The organism is Pseudoalteromonas sp. 2CM36K (genome assembly GCF_023161865.1).
GTDB classification, from domain to species: domain Bacteria; phylum Pseudomonadota; class Gammaproteobacteria; order Enterobacterales; family Alteromonadaceae; genus Pseudoalteromonas; species Pseudoalteromonas tetraodonis.
This window is the reverse complement of record NZ_JALNTK010000005.1, coordinates 133,856-154,062: the sequence shown is the minus strand read 5'-3', so window position 1 is coordinate 154,062 and position 20,207 is coordinate 133,856. Positions and strand designations below refer to the sequence as shown.

Sequence of the window (20,207 nt, the reverse complement as noted above, 5' to 3'; positions counted from 1 at the left end):
GCTTAAGTACGCTCAGTTAACCAAGCTGTTACGCTATCAAGTGCTGCTGTTAAATTTTGTGGCTCAGAACCACCCGCTTGCGCCATATCTGGACGACCGCCGCCTTTACCACCGACTTGGCCTGCCATGTGATTAACTAACTCACCCGCTTTTACTTTGCCAGTTAAGTCTTTAGTTACACCCGCAATTAGGCTTACTTTGTCGCCGCTGGCAACACCTAAGGCAATAACACCTGAGCCAATTTTATTTTTAAGGTCGTCAACCATACCGCGAAGCGCTTTTGATTCTGTGCCCTCAACGTTGGCCACTAACAATTTAACCCCGTTAATTTCAACCACTGAATCAAGTAACGATGCACCTGCCGCACTGGCTAGTTTATCGTTAAGCTGGGCAACTTGTTTTTCAAGCCCTTTCGACTTTTCAAGCAAGGCAGTTACTTTTTCAAGCACTGACGTATTGTCACCTTTTACAAGCGCTGCAACATCAGCTAATTGTTGCTCTTGCTCGCTTACATAAGCAATTGCCTCTGCACCTGTTACCGCTTCAATACGACGAACACCGGCAGCAATACCGCTTTCAGATACAATTTTGAATAAACCAATATCACCCGCACGCTCTACGTGTGTACCACCACAAAGCTCAATTGAGTAATCACCTATGCTTACTACACGTACTTCGTCATCGTACTTTTCGCCAAACAATGCCATAGCACCTTTTGCTTTAGCATCTTCAATTGCCATTAGCTCAGTATTAAGTGCAAAGTTACGACGAATTTCGTCATTTACTACACGTTCAATTTCGCGCAGTTCTTGTTTGGTCACAGCTTCAAAATGAGAGAAGTCAAAACGCAGACGATCTGGCTGCACAAGTGAGCCTTTTTGCGATACGTGCTCACCTAAAAGCTGACGCAGTGCTTCATGCAAAATATGTGTAGCGGTGTGGTTTTTCTTAATGCTTTCACGACGCGCATCGTCAATGGTCGCATCCACTTTATCGTTAACGCCAATACGTCCTTGAACTGTTCCATGATGAGCAAAAGCATTACCCAATTTAGTGGTATTCGTTACATTAAACTCACCACCGGCAACAGTAATTGTTCCGCTATCACCAATTTGGCCGCCTGATTCAGCGTAAAACGGAGTACGGTCTAAAACAATAATACCTTGCTGACCATCTTCTAATAACGATACCGATTCGCCACCGGCAAAAATTTCTACCACAGTGCCACGGTAATGATTACTATCATAGCCTTTAAAATCAGTGTGCTTATCTGATTTTAATTGCTCATTATAATCTGCACCAAATTTGCCTGCTTGCTGTGCTGTTTTACGTTGCACTGCCATACATGCTTCAAAACCTTGATGGTCAATGGTCATTTGGCGCTCTCGCGCTACATCGGCTGTTAAATCGGCAGGGAAACCATAGGTATCGTAAAGTTTAAATACTAAATCACCTGGGATCACATCCCCGGTTAAATCACTCAAGCTTTCTTCTAAAATAGCTAAACCACGCTCAAGCGTTTTACCAAACTGCTCTTCTTCAATACGCAGTACTTTTTCAATAATTTCTTGTTGCTTAGCAAGTTCTGGGTACGCTTGACCCATTTGCTCAATAAGTGCAGCAACCAATTTATAGAAAAACGCGCCTTTAGCACCTAACTTATTACCGTGACGTACTGCACGACGAATAATACGACGCAATACATAACCACGGCCTTCATTTGATGGCATAACCCCATCTGAAATTAAAAACGCACACGAACGAATATGATCTGCTACCACGCGAAGCGATTTATCATCCATATCTTGTGCATTAGTAACGCTTGCAGCGGCCGCAATTAAGCCTTGGAATAAGTCGATTTCGTAGTTTGAATGCACACCTTGTAAAATAGCTGAAATACGCTCAAGGCCCATACCAGTATCAACAGATTGCTTAGGAAGTGGCAGCATAGTTCCGTCGCTTTGACGGTTGTATTGCATAAATACTAAGTTCCAAATTTCAATGAAACGGTCACCATCTTCTTCAGGTGTGCCAGGAGGACCGCCCCAAATATGCTCGCCATGATCATAAAATATTTCAGAACATGGACCACAAGGACCGGTATCACCCATAGACCAAAAGTTATCGCTCGTTGCAATACGAATAATACGATCTTCAGGTAAGCCTATATCGTTAGCCCAGTAGCCAAAGGCTTCTTCGTCATCATGATAAATAGTTACTAACAGCTTTTCTTTTGGTAGTTTTACAACCTCAGTTAAAAACTCCCACGCAAATTTAATTGCATCTTGCTTAAAGTAATCACCAAAGCTGAAATTACCTAGCATTTCAAAAAAGGTATGATGACGTGCTGTGTAACCTACGTTTTCTAAATCGTTATGTTTACCACCAGCGCGCACACAACGCTGCGAACTAGTTGCGCGTGTGTAAGGGCGGCTTTCAGCGCCTAAAAATACATCTTTAAATTGCACCATACCGGCATTATTAAATAACAACGTGGCATCGTTACCCGGTATGAGCGAACTAGAAGGAACAACTTGGTGTTGCTTGCTGGCAAAAAAGTCTAAAAACTGTTGCCTAATTTGTGCGGTAGTCATGTGCTGCATGTGAAAGTCTCACCTGTATTTACTGTGCTTGCATTGCAAAATTTATTTGATCATAGCTAAATCCTCGATACATTAAGTAGCGCACGCGCTTAGCTTTTTCTTTGTACTCGAGGTTTGCCGGTGTCGTTGAATATTTTTTGTTGTACGCTTCCTGCGCGAGCTCAAACCAATCTATTTCCAGCTCTTCAATCACTGTTTCAAGCAGTGCTCTATTAATCCCTTTACTCATGGCCTCACTTTGAATTCGCTTTAAGCCATGGCATTTAAATATGTGTTTTCTTACAAACCCTTCACAGTAACGCTGCTCGTTAATAAAATTGTGCTTTTCACACCAATCAAGCAGGTTTTCTATGAACTCGTCGGTTGCTTCTCTTTGCTGTAACTTTTGGGTTAACTCACGGCGCGAATACTCTTGCCGACCAAGCAACCAAAGCACATAGTTTTTTAACTTTTGTTTTAACGTATCATCCATTAAGCGTCAAAGCGTCCGCTTTGCTCGCTACTTAAAGGCTTAATGTTACTGTCATCACTTGGTGGCACAACGGGCATAAAAATAGCCTGATAAGATACAAAGAAACTAATGTAGCAAATTGGCATTAAAATCAACAGCGGTAGTAGCGATAAGAACATCGACAACACCATTAATAATGCGCAAATAATACCATAAACACTCAGTGGTAAAATATTATAATAAAACACCATAAACGAACTTTTTAAGGCATTTAAAATACGTTGTTCTTTATTAAAGTAAACCAGCGGTACCGCATAGGCAAACGAAGTAAAGTATATCGACAGCGCAATTAAAAACAGTGCCACATTGGCAAACGAAATACTCTTAAGCATTTGGCTAATTGCTGTATTAGGATCTAAGTCAGGCTGCGTCATAACCGCCATCGCATCGGCAAATAAACCATTGGCGAGCAGCGCAATTAAAATACCGGCACCCATTTGATAAAGCGCTAAGCGAAATAAGCCTAAGCGATTTCCTTTGGCTGAAAAGGGCTTCAAAATGTCGGCTAACATAATTTTTCCGCCTTGCTGCTTGGTAAGCACGGCTTGATAAAAACCAGCGGTTAAAAATGGTGTAGCCAATGCTGCAGCTATTTGTAATAACGGCAAAAATAAAGACAACAAGCCAACAATGCCAATAAACAAGTGCATAAAGATAAAGGTTAATGGCTGAGTTTTAAAAATTAGCCAACCCGCTTTAAACCATTTTAATGCCGCATCCGCTTTAAAAATTCGTAATTGTGTAGACATACTTGCTCTTAATTAAAACAAAACACGCCGAGTATAACTCGGCATTGGTTGGTATTACAGAGGTGGCGGCGATAAATGCCGTTAATATTAGGGTCTGTTGCCCTTTGCGGATTAAAATTTGTTCAAACTAGGAGCGGTTTAATCACGGCGCGAGGTTTGTAACCTAGTGGGCTCGATAACTGCTCCTGCGTTATTCTACTGGCTTACATCCATGTAAGAATAAGTAAAAACCGAGCAAAGCTTCCGCGTCCTGCTCACGCCCCTTACCTACATCCATGTAGGCAACAAAGAGTAAATCACCCCTAGGCAGAACCCTTCGGGCAGCGCCTGTTTGGCATTGATGCTGCGTTATCGCCTATTTATGGGGAATAACCACACCACATAGGCTCTGCCTTGCCTAAATACCAAACAGACTGCTGCAAATTTAACCTTAAAAGGTCAACAGACCCTAAGTTTTTTTAATTTTCTTAATATCTAGCATATGAGAGCCATGCTTAATTTTAGTCTCTAAATACGCCTTGTTACCTGAAAGCCCTGCTTTAATGTGTGCATGAGTGCCCACAACAGAGTCCACCTCTATGCCAGCATCTTTTAATGCGTTAAGCTTTTTAGGATTGTTAGTCATTAATTTTACATGCTTTAAATTGAGCGCATTGAGCATTAATACAGCATCCGAAAAATCACGTAAATCATCAGCAAAGCCCAAATGATTGTTGGCCTCGTAAGTGTTCATACCTTGTGACTGCAGTACATACGCATCAATTTTATTATATAAACCAATACCACGCCCTTCTTGGCGTAAATAAAGTAAAATACCGCCTTGTTCGTGCATCATTTCAATACACTCATTTAACTGCTCACCGCAATCACAACGTGACGAGTGAAACACATCACCGGTTAAGCATTCAGAATGCATACGAATAAGCGGAACACCTTGCTCGGTATCGGCGTTATTAAACACTATAGCAACATGCTCTTGGCCATCTTTTAAGCCACTAAACGAGATAATTTCTGCAGGAATATCACTATTTTTGCCAACATTAAGCTGGACTCTTGCTCTTACTTGCGCCACGACCAATCCAAATATTAAAAAACTACGACCCGATAAAGTGATAATATCACAAAATAGGTTAAATACACCGTAGTACAAGACTGTTTATGGCAAATATATGGCGACGGTAGCGACTATTTTCAATCTTTAACCGCAAATATATTACTAGCGAGCGTTTACCTTGATTTACCTAAAGTGATGACATATACATAAGGATTTGCTAATTTGTTATCGACAAATAATAGGGATCATTATGAAACTAAACAAACTTGCATTACTGATGGGCTTAAGTTTATCTTTATTAAGCACCACGTCATTTGCCGAGCAAGCAAATAACGCTCAAACCATTTTCAACGACGCGTATCAAAATTATTTAAATGCGATTAAAACCAAAGAAAATGTGCAACAAGCCGCGGAGCAGGCTTACACATCAGGTAAAGCTGTTTACGGTGATAATTCAGATAACACCGCAAACTTAGCGATTAACTATGCAAAATCAATTAATGGCTATGGAAAAAAATGGATTGAAAAACGTTTTTCACTATATCAACAAGCCTACACTATTTTAGTTAACAACCATGGTAACCAATCGTTAGAAACCGTTGATTCTTTAGTTGGTATGGCTAATTTTGCCCCCTCAGCTCAAAAAGCGGACTATTATTTAGAGCAAGTAATTGCAATAGCAAATACAGAAAATAGACCTAAATTTTTGGCCGATATGAAATTAGAAGCGGCAACCATATTAGCCAATAAATTCAGCTACGAAAAATACCGTGAAGCTAAAAACTACTTGGAAGAGGCCGATGAGTATTACCAGGCTAACTTACCTAAAAACTCAGTTGAACAAATAAAAGCTGACTTTTTAATGGCGTCGTTTGCTGAGGGTAGAAAAAGATACGACCAAGCAATTGAACGGCTTAATCGTGTAGTAAAGGTCTTTGATGAAAACTTAAGTTACGATCACAGCGCCGAGCTTACCGCACATTCAAGATTAATTGGCTTGTATGAAAAACAAGGCAAAAGTGATGAAGCCACCAAACACTGCATCGCGATTGCTAAAATGGTGCCGTGGAAAGAAAGCCAAGAACAAACGCCGCTATACCGCGTAAATCCCAAATACCCTAAAAATAAAGCGCGCTTTCGTAAAGATGGAAAAGTCGTTATGGAGTTTGAAGTGGATGAGTCTGGCTTTGTAAAAAATCCGCAAGTACTTAGTTCTGAAGGTGGCGTGGCCTTTGAAAAATCGGCAGTAGAAGCATTAGCACAATGGCGTTATGCACCTAAGTTTGAACATGGAAAAGCCGTTGCAGCAACTTCCAAAGTACAGCTCGACTTTAAAGTAAACCGTTAATAACATACCAAAGGCACGTTGAGCGCCTTTTTAGTTTATTCTACTTTAACTTAGCTAAAATGTTGTCGCTGGCGGCCTCTATTAAATCAAGTACCTTTTCAAAGCCATCATCACCGCCATAGTAAGGATCGGGAATTGCGCTTTGTGTTTGCTCGCCATACTCTAAAAACAACGCAAGCTTGTACTGCAAATGTTCAGGGCAACGTGCAGTTAAATCTGCGAGGTTTTGCGTATCGGCTGCTAAAATTAAATCAAACTCGCTAAAATCACTACTACGCACCTTGCGCGAAAAAATACCTTTAAAACTATAACCACGTTTTTCACCAGCCTGCAGAGAGCGTTTATCTGGCGGATTACCTTCATGGTGTCCAATAGTCCCTGCCGAGTCCACTAGCAGATCAATACCTAACTCTTTAGCGCGAGCTTTTAATACCGCCTCAGCCGTCGGAGATCGACAAATATTACCCAAACAAACAATCAGTACTTTTTTCACTTATGGCTCCCTAAGCTTTGCAAAAAATCAGTGATAAACGTTATTTTAATGAGGCTAATATTTTTTGTTCGCCTTCAAGCATGCTCTGCATAGCGGTCCCCTGTTTTACACGGCAATGTAAAGCAGCAAGCTTAGGCCAGCGCGACTTATCAAGTTGCTCACCGCCATGCTCCATATTCATTAACTGGCAGCTCACTGCAATGTCGGCAAGAGTTAAGCTGTTACCAACAAAAAATTCGTTATTACCTAAATAACCTTCTAAATAATCAAATAAAGGCGGTAATTTTTCATTTAATGCACTTTGCACTAATACTTCATCGGTTTGCTTTTGCATTGTAGGAGCAATAATACGCTGCTGAAATACCGTAAATGTTGCAAAAGGAGCCAGCTCGTAATCTGCGTATTTTTCTAACCAGCGAACAGCTGCACGTTGCTCTATAGTATCACCGAGTAAAGCCGGTGAATTAGGGTATTTTTCATCAAGATATTGGCAAATAACGCTAGAATCCGCCAAACTTAACTCGCCATCTTTTAGCGCCGGAATACGCCCCAACGGGTTAATTTCTAAAAACCAGTCAGGCTGATTAAACGGCGAGACTATTTCGAGTTTATAGTCCAGTTGCTTAAGCACTAAACATACACGTACTTTACGTACATAGGGAGAAAGCGGGACACCATAGAGAATTATGCTCATTGTGATTCCTATAAATTAAAACTGCTTTAAAATTGCGTCATCGTAGTCATCGGCATTAAGGGTTAAATTATATTTAGCCGCAACGCTATCTAACTCGGCTTGTTTAATCGCTAAATCATCCATGGTGATGGTGTTATCGTCAAGCCGCCATAACAAGCGTGAGCCTGCATAACTATAGTGAATGGCTAATAGCGCATCAGGATTACCTTCACGTCCCGCCGCTTTAAGCTTTGCCATCTTGCGGGTAATTTTATTAAGCGCTTGTTTAAGCTCCCATACATACACCACCTCGGTCATAAAAGGATGTGTACGGTATTTATTTAACAACCAGCCAATACCAATACTCGTAACAATTACGCCTAATAAGTTCCAATGAAAATGACTCCCACTTTCATCGGGAAATAATGCAATAAGCGTTTGTGAAATAGCTAAACTACCAATCGCTAAGCTTGCGGCACAACCGACTATAACGCGGTTTAAATGTTTACGATAACGAGCTTTATCTATTTGAATAAGTTGCATAGTTGCCTAAAAGTAAAAAACTAAAAAATACACAGCCACCATTGTAGCTAAACCCACCACAGAGTTTCGACTCTTTTTAATAAAATACCCGTAATTTTTGATTTAACGCCGGTTTTATACTGCTTTTAACATAAAACCAACCAACGATTTTATTTGCACCCACTTATTAGGCATAGGATAGTAGACAACAAATACGACTCAGTTTAGGACCATCATGATAAAAACACTGATTGCCACAAGTTTAATATTTTCTTCTTTTAGTACTTTGGCCAATTTAAACACACCGCTAACCCCAGAAGAATTGCGAATTGAAAAAGCCAGCCAAGCGATGCCAGCCGTACTAAGCGCTTTTGCCAGCGAAGTTAATCAATTTGAGCAGCAATTCAAGTCACTATCAAGCTACGCACAAGCCGTAGATGCCGTAAATGACTACTCAAAACGATTATGGTTTAGTGCAAAAAAACGCATTGCTACAACGCAAAACTTAGATGATCGCGCGCTTTATTGGGCTCGCTTACAATCAAGTAAAATAATTCGCACCACAAAACCTGCATTTTCGCTGAGCACCGCGCAGCAAACAGTGTTATTAACGTTGCTAGAAAACGGAAGCCGAGGTCGCACAGACCTAAGCTACTCACAAAACACCACAAAAAAAATATTACTAACCGGGTTTGACCCATTTTTACTTGATAGAAATATAAACCAAAGCAACCCATCGGGCGTGGCTGCGTTACTTCTTGATGGCCAAGTCATTAACTATAAAGGGATTAGTGCTGAAATAAACACAGTGATGGTGCCTGTGCGTTATGAAGACTTTGATCACGGTATTATAGAATCTTTACTTGCCCCTTATTACGCACTTAATAATGTTGATATGGTGGTTACCGTTAGTATGGGTAGTAAAGACTTTGACCTTGAGCGCTTTCCAGGCAAGCGCCGCAGTGTAACAGCGCCCGACAACGCCAATATAGTGTATGGAGGCAGTAAAACAGCGCCGCTCATTCCAAGCTTAAACGACCGCCCATTACCAGGTACTGAGTTTGTAGAATTTAGCTTACCTGTTAGCGCTATGTTAAGCGCAAAAGGCCCTTTTCCTATTAATGATAACCATCATGTTATTACCCTCAAAAAAGACTTTGAGCCTAACAGTTTCGATGAATTAAAAGACGCTATTGCAGTGCGAGGCGGTGGCGGTGGTTATCTGTCTAACGAAATTTCGTACCGCAGTATTCGGCTGCGTAATCAGCTAAATTCAGATATTCCGACTGGGCATATTCACACTCCTCGAATTGCCCAGTTTGAACCCGAAACCGAAGCTAAAATAGTTAAGCAAATTCAAGCTATGTTAGAGCGCAGTTTAGTCGCGATCTAACATCGTTTGCTTTTTTAGCGTTAAAACAACAATTAAATAATAAAGCGTAGGAGCACTTAAGTACTTTTATGCTTTATTACTTTAAACCGCTAAAAAAGCATGCTGCAATTACATTAAAATTAAATGTGCTTTGTATCAGCTTTGGCTATTTTGTAATAAAAACTCATTACTTTAATTATTAACTAGATCTTCACAAATTGTGTTCTATGCTCATTTGAGGTTCAGACCTTATTACAGGGACATAGCAATGCTCACAATTAACCACTTTTTAATTCTTTAAATGTAACTATTCAGCCTCATTTGAAATGAATATATCAGGCAGCTGATTTTTGAATAATAACTCAAGTGCTAGGCTTGCAGATACATATTGTTTTCTGCAAGTCGATAAATAGCTTCTCAGCAAGCAGAACATTTCAGCTCCTTGCCTACTTCTAAAACACCCCGGTATTTTTTCTTTAAGTAAGGTTTGCATATCCTTCGCCCATTGCATGCCGTCTTGCTCCCAAGCCCTTTCTAATTCTCGGATGTGGTGAGCATTACATAATGCATGTTGGCATTGGGTATATTGATAATATGGTTTCCAATGGTCATGGCATAGCACACCGGTAAAGTGCGGTAAAATACCGACCTCATCAACATGCAAAGTTTGATGCGGGTTTTGTAATGCCGCTTTGATAATACCTTCTGCGCCCGATGACTTTACTAGTGCCGCTGCTTGTTCATTAAAGTTAAATAAACTGCCGGCACTGAGCAGAATACCTAGTTGGTCACTAAAGTATTCTTCAATGCGGTTATAAGGGAGTAATTGCTATTGTGATAAGTAAACCGCATGGGCTTTCACACCAACACCATATTGAATAGGACTGTTAACACCTTGGAGGAATTCACCAACAAACCGCTTCTTTTGCTCATTCTCAAGGATTTGAGCCTGGCATTCGGTCACCACTTCACTGATATCTATATCGACGACTTGTCGCTTTTGAAAATCCACCTCACGATAGTGACCTTTAGGTAAAAAATCTCGGTCAACTAAAATGACTTGTACCTCATCAGGTGTTTCTGTTTGAGTCAGCGTTTTACCTACTCGGCCTTTTTGTCCGCCAACTGATTTTTCTGACTTCTCTCTCGTTGGCTTTGTACGGTTGATATCTTTTAATGGAGGAATGCTACTATTTTGACTATTAAGTCCTAATTTACTAGCTAACCTGAACTCTGGTTAAGAGATTTACTAACACATTGAATCAATAAAAGATATTTGTGTTTATTTATCTCTAGCTAGAGATTTTTAGTGAAAACAAGGCGAAATTACGCGTCAATAGCTCGCCTATTGCAAGTAAATTCAACGCAGTTAGCACTGAAAATAGCTGCTTGAGATGGATTTATTATCCGGAGTTCAGGTTAGCTAGCATAACAACGACAACAAGAATGAGTTCAATAGACATCTTCACCGCTGGCGAGAATGTTTTATCTTCTTGTAACTGAATTTTAGTTTGCTCAACTATTTCAGTGATATTTATGCTGTTTAAATTCATTAAAGCTAGAGCGATAAGGTAATCGCTCTAGCTTGGCATACTGGCAGGATCAGCAAATAGCTAAAAAAGATCCTTAGAAAATAGTTTGTCTTGGTGAAGAGTTACGAAAAAATAAACAAAAAAATTACCGAATATCTGCAAAACGGTGAAATGAAAATATTATTAAATGATTATTTTATTCATTAACCTCTATTTAAAGTCTGCATAGGGCTGCGCCATATAAAACTCCCTTTTACAGCTTGGAAAACCTTCTCGCTTGCTCTAGTATCTAGTTGTCTTAGCTCATAATTTGCATTTTAATGAAATCATTTCCGTCACTGTACTTTGCTAATTTATTTTTAATTATTGGTACCGGTTTACTTACTACCTATTTAGCGCTTTATTTAGGTAAACAAAGCACGTCTACGTTTTGGATAGGCTTGATGACCTCGTGTTATTACCTTGGCTTATTACTGGGTTCAAAACTTGGCTATCATCTTATTAAATCGGTGGGTCACATAAGAACCTTTGCAGCAAGTACTGCGGCGGTTACTGCCTGTGTGGCTGCTCACGGGGTGAGTGATAATCTTTATATATGGTTAGGCCTTAGGTTTTTTGTTGGCTTAGGTATGATGTGTAATTACATGGTGCTAGAAAGCTGGCTGAATGAACAGTCAGCCCCCGAATCACGCGGCCGGGTATTCTCGTTTTATATGATCACTTCATACTTGGGGATGATTTTAGGGCAATTAGCGCTCGCACAATTTCCTGAGCTAGGTTATGCGCCGCTATTTTTAGTCTGCATGGCGTTAGCAATCGGCATTATTCCTATTTCTATCACCCGCAGAATCCACCCAAAACCCTTAAAACCGATAAAAATGAGCCTATTTGATTACGCTAAAAAAGTGCCACAATCGCTTACTGCGGTCCACTTTGCAGGCATTATCAATGGTAGCTTTTATGGTCTAGCACCTATTTTTGCTAAGTTATCAGGCTTTAACGCCGCTGAAATTGCTATTTTTATGTCGCTAACTATTTTAGCTGGCCTGCTGGCACAGTGGCCAATGGGCATGCTTTCTGACCGTATTCGCCGTAGTTTATTAATTCGTACTAATGCCATAGCCATAGGCATTGTGAGTTTGGCATTGTTTTTATTACCAAGCTCACAGTTAATTGCTTACATACTGACCTTTATATTTGGTTTGTTTGCCTTTACTTTATATCCGCTTTGTTCGGCACTGGCCAATTCGCGAGTTGAAGACGAAGAACGCGTAGGCGTGTCATCAGCGTTATTGGTTGCTTTTGGCGCTGGGGCAGCAATAGGCTCAACAGTTAACGCACAGATCATGAGCTACTTTGGGCACCAAGCATTGTATGCGTCTATTTCGCTATTAACCGTAACCATGTATTTATTACTCACGTTTATTAATTCTAAACAAAAAGTAGAGCAGCCTGAACCCAGTGATTATGTGGTGGGTACTTCTGATGTAACTAACTCGCCACTGGCTGCCACTATGGATCCCCGTATTGAAGAAACCACCGCACAAGATCAAATGTTGGTTGTGGATGACGAAGAAATAGATGATGAGTTTTTTGAACATCCCCAAGGGGAGCTGTTTAAAGACCTGGAAAACGAGCAAAAAAATGCATAGCGCTGACGCTATGCACTAACAAACAACTAATGAACACTCAATGGCGCTGCACTTTCAGCCTCAATTAAATGAAGCGTCTCAAAAGTTAACCAACAAAATTAGAGAAAATATCAATAATTTTTAAGCTAATAAGAGCAATTATAAACACCTAACAATTAACGTTGTTTACAATTAAAAACAATAATAATTGCATATTAATCACTTTTTGTTTATAAATGACCTCGGAACGGATTCTTGAACAATGTCATAAGCTTATCAGTGTAAACACATCTCCAAGTGTTCGTTTAATTATTTATCCCATACGAACATTGGAAAATTTCATGTTAAAAAATAAAAAACATTTTGCAACAGCCCTAATTGCTGCACTTGCAGCTGCCACTTTATCTGGCTGTGCAACTACTTCATCAAAAGCTATAGATACACCAACAGTCGCAACTTACAAAACCACTTACTCTGGCACCAAGAGTAAATTAGTTGTGGGTCAGTTTGTAAATCGCTCAAGTTTTCAAAATGGTATATTTTCATCAGGCCAAGATCGCTTAGGTAGCCAAGCAAAAACAACCTTAATGAGCCACTTACAACAAACTAACCGTTTTAGTGTGCTGGATCGCGACAATATGCAAGCACTTGCAGAAGAAGCTAAATTAACAGGCGCAAAGCAAGTAATTAGCGGTGCAAAGTATGTAGTAACTGGCGATGTAACTGAATTTGGCCGTAAAGCCATAGGTGATCGCCAATTATTCGGTTTATTAGGAAAAGGCAAGTCGCAAATTGCATACGCCAAAGTAACACTTAACATTGTTGATGTAACAACATCAGAAGTTATTTACTCAGTACAAGGTGCTGGCGAGTACAGCTTATCAGAGCGTGAAGTAGTTGGCTTTGGTAGCACAGCTTCATACGATGCAACATTAAACGGAAAAGTACTCGATTTAGCGATTCGTGAAGTGGTAAACAAACTAGTTACTGGTCTTGAATCGGGTCAATGGGGTAGTAAAGCATGAAAAAGCTAATCGCTACCGCTATAGTATGCGTCGCGCTTACTGGGTGTAATAACACCAAAGAACCTCTTTATTATTACGGTGACTATAACAGCGCCGTTTATGCTTATTTAAAAGCAGATGAAGTTTCGGTTGAAGAGCAAATAACTATTCTAGAGCAGGTTATTGCTGATGCAGCTAATAACAGTAAAGCAATAGCACCAGGATTACATGCTCATTTAGGTATGCTGTATTTTGATACAGGCAATGCTGTGAAAGGTATTACTCATTTTGAAACAGAAAAACAATTATTTCCTGAATCAGTTCAGTACATCGACTTTCTTCTAAAATCGGCAAAGGGTGCTTAATATGCGTTATTTAAAGCTAATCTCTATCGCAACATTATTAACAGCACTCGCAGGCTGTGTATCACCGCCCCCGAGCCATGATTACAGTGCATTTAGACAAGCAGATCCTCATTCAATTCTTGTGTTGCCTCCTTTAAACAACACACCAGAAGTAATCGCGCCATATAGTGTAATGACACAAATGATGACACCTATCGCTGAATCTGGTTTTTATGTATTTCCTGTCGCGGTTGTTGATCAAACCTTTAAAGGTAATGGCTTAACGGTTGCAAACGATATCCACCAAGTGCCCGTTAAAAAGCTACATGATATTTTTGGTGCTGATTCAGCCTTATATATCAACATTGAAGAATACGGTACCAGCTACGTAGTTATTTCAAGTGAAACAGCGGTCACCGTATCAGCAAGACTTGTTGATTTACGCACTGGCGAAGTCCTATGGCAGGATAAGGCGAGAGCATCGTCTGCTGAGCAACAAAACAACAACACTGGTGGTGGTTTAGTCGGAATGCTAGTTGTTGCAGCTATTAATCAAATTGCTGAAACAGTGAGTGATAAAGGCTTTGAAGTTGCAGCAATTACTTCTAATCGTTTGCTTTCATCTGATACATACAATGGTTTATTGTATGGCCCACGCTCGCCAAACTACGGCCAGCCCGCGCTAAGTGAAAAGAAACAGTAGTTTGTAATTAAATATACAAAAGCCGAGTTAAATACTAACTCGGCTTTTTAATAAATTAAATTTTAAAACTATTTAACTCCTTTTCTATTTGCTAGCCGTTATAGCTCTGAAACAACATAATAAGTTAATTTGGAGCGACTTATGCACACACTTGAATTCCCTAAAAACCCCATGTTCAAAGCATCAACAGCTGTTATTGGCGGTGTCGCGATCACCTTTATCGCATTTGCCTTTATGCAATACTTAATTAGTGGCGAGCAAAGAGCGCCTATCAAATTGGGTGATGATATTACTGTTGAGATTTTTCAAGCGCCAGAAGATAAACAAACCACGCATATTAAAAGAATACCGCCACCACCCACACCTAAAGTGCCGCCTAAAGCACCGCCACGTGTAACACCTAGTAATGAGCCAATAACAGCAATAAGCACAGCACCACCCATAGTAATTGACAGACTTGGTGACGATATGAAGCAAATAATTACCCGCCCAACGGGAGATGCTTCACCCATTGTGCGCATAAATTCTAAATGTTGAACTACCGCAGCACGTGATGGCATAGAGGGCTGGGTGCAACTTAGCTTTAATGTTTCACCCACAGGTGAAGTAATTGATGCCACAGTAGTGAATGCCGAACCAAAACGCATATTTGATCGCGAAGCACTTCGCGCCATTAAACGCTGGAAATATCGTCCAAAAGTAATTGAAGGTGTGGCACAATTACAAACAGGTCAAACCGTACAGCTTGATTTTAAATTAGACAGTTCGCAGTAAGGGAATAAGCGCCTATGCTATTGAATATTAAGTCATGGTTATTTGAAGTGCCAAGCAAAGACTGCATGGCGCGGTGTGCAAAAAGTGGCGACAACCGCCACTTAGAGCAACTTATTACCTTATACAGTAACAATTTATATCACTACCTAGTTACCCAATCTAATACACATTTAGCATACGATGTAAGCCAACAAACATGGCTAAAAGTAATCGAAAAGCGCCACCTTTACCAAGCACAAACCACGCCTAAAGCCTGATTATTTCGACTCGCACGTAACACTCTGATAGACGAATACCGCAAACAGCAACACTTTATAGAGCTTGACGAAAACAGCAAACTGCCTGCGCAAAATAACAATCAAAGTGTATATAGCAATAATTATTGTAATTGAGTAAACAAAAAATATAGAGCGTCCCTACGATAATCCAGTAAGATAAGCGTCTACAAAAACAGTAAATATATAAACCTACAATTTGAATGGGTGGTACGTTGGGTTTCGCTACGCTCTACCCAACCTACAAAACAATTAAGCTCGTTACTAAGTAAGCTACAAACGTTAAACCGCCGCCTACTAATGCATAGGGTAATTGGGTTTTAACGTGGGTAAGTAGGTCACAGCCTGAGGCGATGGCTGATACTGCGCTGGTGTCGGATATAGGGGAACAATGATCGCCAAATATCCCGCCGCCTAAAATAGCGCCTACCACCAGCGATGGCGGTAAACCAAGCGCTTGAATAAGCGGTACGCCAATGGGGATGAGTATGGCAAATGTGCCCCACGAGGTGCCTGTAGTAAACGACATAACCGCGCCAGTTAAAAACAGCACGGGCACTATTAAATATATTGGTAAGTAATCGCCAACCAAAGATGCCACAAACACGCCTGTACCTAGCTCTTTTAAGCTTGCACCTAAGGTGAGCGAGAGCAATACAATACTTACCAGTGGGAGTAATTCACCCATGCCTTTAAAGCCGGTATCAACAAGTTGGTGATGGGTAAATTGGCGCGAGCCAATCATTAAACAATAGGCTACAACAATAGCTAAAACCGTGGCGTACAATACTGATTTTGAACCGCTGCCCTCGGCAAGTACGCCGTTACCGGTATAAAACATAAAGCCAACCATACTAACAATTAGCGTTAACAGTGGCACTAGCATAAAGCGTGCTTTAGAGCCTTTTACTTCTTCTTTTAGCTCGGTTGTTTGTAGCTCTAGTTTTTGTTCAGCTACTTTCATTGGGCCATGTACTTTATCAAAGGCAATGGTATAAAAAACAATAACCAAGGTGATTATGGCGTAAAAGTTATAGCCTACACTGCCCCACAGCACTGATACGGCCGACTCGCCTAATTCGTAATTACCTAGCAAGCCCAGTACGAATGCACCCCAGCCGTTTAGTAATATTAAAATACACACAGGGGCGCTGGTGCTATCGATTATGTAGGCTAACCGCGCGCGGCTCATTTTAAATTTGTCGAACAGGCCGCGAGATAAAATACCCGAGGTAAGCACACTTAAGTTTGACTCTATAAATACCGCTACGCCGGTAAACATAGTTAAAAATCCCACTTGGCGCTTACTTTTAGCAACGCCTTTGTTCATCAGCAAATTAACGGTAGCAGCAACACCGCCAGACTCGCGAATATAGGCCAGTAATGCGCCTATTAAAATACTAAATATGAGTATACGGGTATTACCTGGCGAGCTTGCTACCGAAATAATGCGCTCTATAGTATTTAAAAATGTATTAAATACGCTATTTCCTTCGCCCTGAATGGCCAGTAAAAACTCTGATGAAGCCACTGCCACCAAAAGAGCCATAATCACTTCTTTACGCCAAAACACGATAGCAATGGCAATCAGTGGCGGTAAAATAGAATACCAATGCATAAACAAACCTTATTTATTTTTATAATGACGACGCTTTACTTAACTTAATAGATATAAGCAATTAAGTCACTTACTAACGCTTATTGATTTAATAATGCCTCATAAACAAGCGACACAATAGAGCCGTATTGCGCTGTTTCAAAATTTTTCCCTACAAATTGATAGCGCTTTTCAGTACCTTTAATAGGAGTATGCCGCGCATTAGTGAGTAAAATAATGGCCAAATCGTAGGCCGGATCAATCACGGTGACTGTGCCTGTCCACCCTGTGTGGCCATAGGCCTGAGCGCTGGCATAAGGGCCAAAGTGCCAGCGCCGCGCTTGGTTATTTCCCGCAAGACGAAAACCTAACCCGTAGGTTTCATCACTGCTTTGTGGCGTTAAAAATTGCGCTAAGCTACTGGCGTTAAAAATTTGCGTATCGCCATAACCACCTTTGTTAAGTAGAACTTGGCACAACACAGCTAAATCGGGAGCGTTACTAAATAATCCCGCATGGCCTGCAACACCATCAAGCGAATAATAAGCACGTTCGTCATGCACCTGCCCTTGCAGTACATTGGTGCGAATATTATCAAAATGAATACGCCCATCTCGAGTATTACCGCTAAGCTCCGTGGCAGCAAACTGCTGACGGTTAAAGCCTTTTTTAAGCGGGTTAAATAAGGTGTTATTGAGTTTTAAAGGCGCGTAAATATGCTGCTCTAGGTATTCATCGAGTGGTTGGCCGCTAATTCGCTCAATTAAAACACCTAAAATCATGTAATCAATATCAGAGTAAACATGCGGCGCTGTAGGTTCAGCGGTTAATGGCACGCTTGTTAATAATAGCTGTTTCGTAGTTTCGCTTGTTTGTGAGAAAAACGCATCGCCGTAAGCGGTGTCTTTTCGATGAAAATCAAACACTGGCGGATAACCGGCACTATGAGTTAGTAAGTCTTTTACTTGGCGGTGCTCTCGACCACCTCCCTGATACTCTTTTAGGTATGAATGCACCGTATGATTTATGTTTAACTGCCCCTCGCTGACCAATTTCATTAATGCAAAGTTAGTAGCAAATATTTTAGTATTTGAGGCTAAGTCAAATAAGGTATTAGTTTGCATAGGCTCTGGGCGCAGTAGCATTAAATCACTTTGCTGATATTGTTTTGCATCGCCATACGCGGTTAATTTTAATACCTTACCCGCTTTAACAACCGCTAATACCGCTCCTGGAAAGCCTGCTTTTATATCGTTTTCAATTAAGGTATCAACTTGGCTAAAGTCGATTTCTTTTGTGGCGGTATTTTCTAAAGTAGCAAATGCAAAGCGCAGGGTTAAACTACCACCAGCAGGTTGAATATTCTCTACCTTAAAGGTGTTCACGCCGTTATGTGTATAGTGCCCTAAATTAAAGTCGTACTCGGTGTTAGCGCGTAAAGGCTCATTAAGTGAGAGCTTTTTATTATTGATGTATATATCGGCGCTAACCGCACTGACATTTTGTAGCAATAGTTCTCCACGGCCACGGTAGGCTTTAAAAGTGCCGCGGTTATTTACATATTCTCTGCTGCTCGGATTTGGCTCAGGAAAGGTAGCAATCACCTGCGCATTAGCTAACGCGTTAATATGATTAACCGTTAAAGGGCGCTCTGATTTAATTGCTGTAGAGCGACTACAGCCCGCAATAATAATGCTCAGCAGCAATATAACTACTTTATAGTACGTTTTATTGTTTATCATTTTTAAAGCCCAATGCACGCATCCCTTTTATTAATACAGTAAATAAGGCGCTCTTTGCTGTTTAAACTGTTTTAGCTCGGCTTGCCAACTTTGTTTAATCTCCTCAGCTGAGTGCCCTGCTTCTATGGCGAGCCTTAATTTATCAGTTCCTGCGAGCTTATCCATAAAATCGGCACGTTCAAAAAACAGCTGTTTAGCCTGTGTAAGCTGCTGGTAAGCATTAATTAAATAATTTAAGTTTAAACCGACGGTATCACTATGGCGTAAATCAATCCCTTTCACTAGCTGATCTTTAAATTTAGGATTAAGCGCTGCGCCTTTTATTGAGCGAGGGGTAAAGCTAAAATCCCCAAGTGCTACTGGTGAATAACCAATAACCTGAAAGGCAAAGTCAGTTCCTCTACCTATACTAATAGGAGTGGCTTCAAAAAAGCAAAGTGATGGGTAAAGCGCAATTGATTGATCGTTGGGTAAATTAGGGCTTGGTTTTACCGGCAAACTATATGGTGTTGTGCGGGTGTAGCCGGCAACAGGGATCACATTTAGCTTTAAATCACGAGCCTGATTGATCCACCCCTCACCTTTGATCATGTTAGCAAGCTCGCCTACCGTCATACCATGCAGTACAGGGATTGGGTGCATACCCACAAACGATTTAAACTTCGGTTCTAAAATTGGCCCGTCAATGTGGCTAATATTAGGATTTGGCCTATCGAGTACTATAAATTCAACACCACGCTCGGCCGCGGCTTCCATCATGTAATGCATAGAGCTTATGTAGGTATAAAAACGTACGCCCACGTCTTGAATATCAAAAATAATTACATCTACATTTTGCAATGACTCGGGGGTTGGCTTTTTGTTTTTACCGTAAATAGAAATAAGCGCAATACCGGTTTTGCTATCAACGGCGTTTTGTACATGAGCACCGGCATCGTGATCGCCTCGAAAGCCATGCTCAGGTGCAAAAATTTTAGTGATGTTGATGTTTTTAGCCAGCAAGCTATCAACTAAATGCGTTTGCCCCACTACAGAGGTTTGGTTAACCACCAGCCCTACACGTTTGTTTTTTAATTGGGGTGCATACAAAGCAAATTGCTCTGCACCAACGGCGATTGCATGTTTAGCCTCATTTGCATGTGTAGCAACGGTAAAAAGTGCACTTAGTATAAAAAAGAAGGTAAAAAACACGGTTTTAAACATACAGCAAGATCCTTTTAAACAAGGCATTTAAAATAACACAGCTAAGTTTAAAGAGCAGCTTAGGTTTTAAGAATTAG

General features: G+C 40.6%; 18 protein-coding genes and 2 pseudogenes. 8 read left to right on the top strand and 12 right to left on the bottom strand.

Translation table 11 applies throughout. From position 1 onward, the window contains the following. Positions 1-2: 2 nt before the first annotated feature. From alaS to ribA, 4 genes are all read right to left on the bottom strand, one after another. Complete coding sequence (gene alaS, locus MTN97_RS04780) at positions 3-2,603, bottom strand: alanine--tRNA ligase (RefSeq protein WP_138627320.1); 2,601 nt, start codon at positions 2,601-2,603, stop codon at positions 3-5. 19 nt (positions 2,604-2,622) lie between these two features. Then, on the bottom strand, positions 2,623-3,075 hold the full coding sequence (locus MTN97_RS04775; RefSeq protein WP_069439196.1) for a regulatory protein RecX: 453 nt from the start codon (positions 3,073-3,075) through the stop codon (positions 2,623-2,625). Continuing rightward, positions 3,075-3,863, bottom strand: coding sequence for a BPSS1780 family membrane protein (locus MTN97_RS04770; protein WP_248473802.1), 789 nt, complete (start codon positions 3,861-3,863; stop codon positions 3,075-3,077). The genes MTN97_RS04775 and MTN97_RS04770 overlap by 1 nt, the downstream gene beginning before the upstream one ends. 448 nt (positions 3,864-4,311) lie before the next feature. After that, positions 4,312-4,935 (bottom strand): GTP cyclohydrolase II, encoded by a 624-nt coding sequence (gene ribA / locus MTN97_RS04765; RefSeq protein ID WP_248473801.1) that lies wholly within the window; start codon positions 4,933-4,935, stop codon positions 4,312-4,314. 232 nt (positions 4,936-5,167) lie between these two features. Here ribA and MTN97_RS04760 point away from each other — a divergent pair, with 232 nt between their 5' ends. Next, a complete protein-coding gene (locus MTN97_RS04760) occupies positions 5,168-6,265 on the top strand; it encodes a TonB family protein (RefSeq protein ID WP_248473800.1) in 1,098 nt (365 codons plus the stop codon). A 40-nt stretch (positions 6,266-6,305) separates the two neighbouring features. On the opposite strand, the gene MTN97_RS04755 is transcribed toward MTN97_RS04760, so the two are convergent. From MTN97_RS04755 to MTN97_RS04745, 3 genes are read right to left on the bottom strand one after another with little or no spacing between them, the layout of a single operon-like run. After that, positions 6,306-6,758: a low molecular weight protein-tyrosine-phosphatase gene (locus tag MTN97_RS04755; RefSeq protein WP_248473799.1), complete on the bottom strand. Its 453-nt coding sequence runs from the start codon at positions 6,756-6,758 to the stop codon at positions 6,306-6,308. 40 nt (positions 6,759-6,798) lie between these two features. Then, entirely contained in the window at positions 6,799-7,452 is a 654-nt protein-coding gene (locus tag MTN97_RS04750; protein WP_248473798.1) for a glutathione S-transferase family protein, read from the bottom strand. Positions 7,453-7,467: 15 nt separating this feature from the next. Beyond that, a complete protein-coding gene (locus MTN97_RS04745) occupies positions 7,468-7,974 on the bottom strand; it encodes a DUF3087 domain-containing protein (RefSeq protein WP_138627061.1) in 507 nt (168 codons plus the stop codon). A gap of 214 nt (positions 7,975-8,188) precedes the next feature. Between MTN97_RS04745 and MTN97_RS04740 the strand changes: the two genes are divergently transcribed. Continuing rightward, positions 8,189-9,346, top strand: coding sequence for a hypothetical protein (locus tag MTN97_RS04740; protein ID WP_248473797.1), 1,158 nt, complete (start codon positions 8,189-8,191; stop codon positions 9,344-9,346). Positions 9,347-9,632: 286 nt separating this feature from the next. On the opposite strand, the gene MTN97_RS04735 is transcribed toward MTN97_RS04740, so the two are convergent. Continuing rightward, entirely contained in the window at positions 9,633-9,989 is a 357-nt protein-coding gene (locus MTN97_RS04735) for a transposase (protein WP_248473796.1), read from the bottom strand. Positions 9,990-10,154: 165 nt separating this feature from the next. Continuing rightward, a complete protein-coding gene (locus MTN97_RS04730; RefSeq protein ID WP_248473795.1) occupies positions 10,155-10,337 on the bottom strand; it encodes a hypothetical protein in 183 nt (60 codons plus the stop codon). 840 nt (positions 10,338-11,177) lie between these two features. Between MTN97_RS04730 and MTN97_RS04725 the strand changes: the two genes are divergently transcribed. The 6 genes and pseudogenes from MTN97_RS04725 to MTN97_RS04700 form a co-directional block, all read left to right on the top strand. Beyond that, positions 11,178-12,509, top strand: a complete 1,332-nt coding sequence (locus MTN97_RS04725) for an MFS transporter (protein WP_248473794.1) — start codon at positions 11,178-11,180, stop codon at positions 12,507-12,509. Positions 12,510-12,829: 320 nt separating this feature from the next. Beyond that, the gene (locus tag MTN97_RS04720; protein WP_248473793.1) at positions 12,830-13,513 is read left to right on the top strand and encodes a CsgG/HfaB family protein; all 684 of its coding nucleotides are present in this window, start codon (positions 12,830-12,832) and stop codon (positions 13,511-13,513) included. After that, a complete protein-coding gene (locus MTN97_RS04715) occupies positions 13,510-13,857 on the top strand; it encodes a DUF4810 domain-containing protein (RefSeq protein ID WP_069439176.1) in 348 nt (115 codons plus the stop codon). The genes MTN97_RS04720 and MTN97_RS04715 overlap by 4 nt, the downstream gene beginning before the upstream one ends. Before the next feature lies 1 nt (position 13,858). Further along, positions 13,859-14,539, top strand: coding sequence for a DUF799 domain-containing protein (locus MTN97_RS04710; RefSeq protein WP_036980120.1), 681 nt, complete (start codon positions 13,859-13,861; stop codon positions 14,537-14,539). Between the two features lie 141 nt (positions 14,540-14,680). Beyond that, positions 14,681-15,313: pseudogene (locus tag MTN97_RS04705) on the top strand (energy transducer TonB). A 14-nt stretch (positions 15,314-15,327) separates the two neighbouring features. After that, a pseudogene (locus MTN97_RS04700) lies at positions 15,328-15,675 on the top strand (RNA polymerase sigma factor); the annotation flags it as partial. Between the two features lie 154 nt (positions 15,676-15,829). Here MTN97_RS04700 and MTN97_RS04695 read toward each other — a convergent pair. The 3 genes from MTN97_RS04695 to MTN97_RS04685 form a co-directional block, all read right to left on the bottom strand. Then, positions 15,830-17,206, bottom strand: a complete 1,377-nt coding sequence (locus MTN97_RS04695) for a Na+/H+ antiporter NhaC family protein (RefSeq protein WP_214552771.1) — start codon at positions 17,204-17,206, stop codon at positions 15,830-15,832. An 80-nt stretch (positions 17,207-17,286) separates the two neighbouring features. Next, entirely contained in the window at positions 17,287-18,927 is a 1,641-nt protein-coding gene (gene pbp4b / locus MTN97_RS04690; protein WP_064664012.1) for a penicillin binding protein PBP4B, read from the bottom strand. A gap of 30 nt (positions 18,928-18,957) precedes the next feature. Then, the gene (locus MTN97_RS04685; protein ID WP_248473792.1) at positions 18,958-20,130 is read right to left on the bottom strand and encodes an exo-beta-N-acetylmuramidase NamZ domain-containing protein; all 1,173 of its coding nucleotides are present in this window, start codon (positions 20,128-20,130) and stop codon (positions 18,958-18,960) included. Positions 20,131-20,207: the final 77 nt, after the last annotated feature.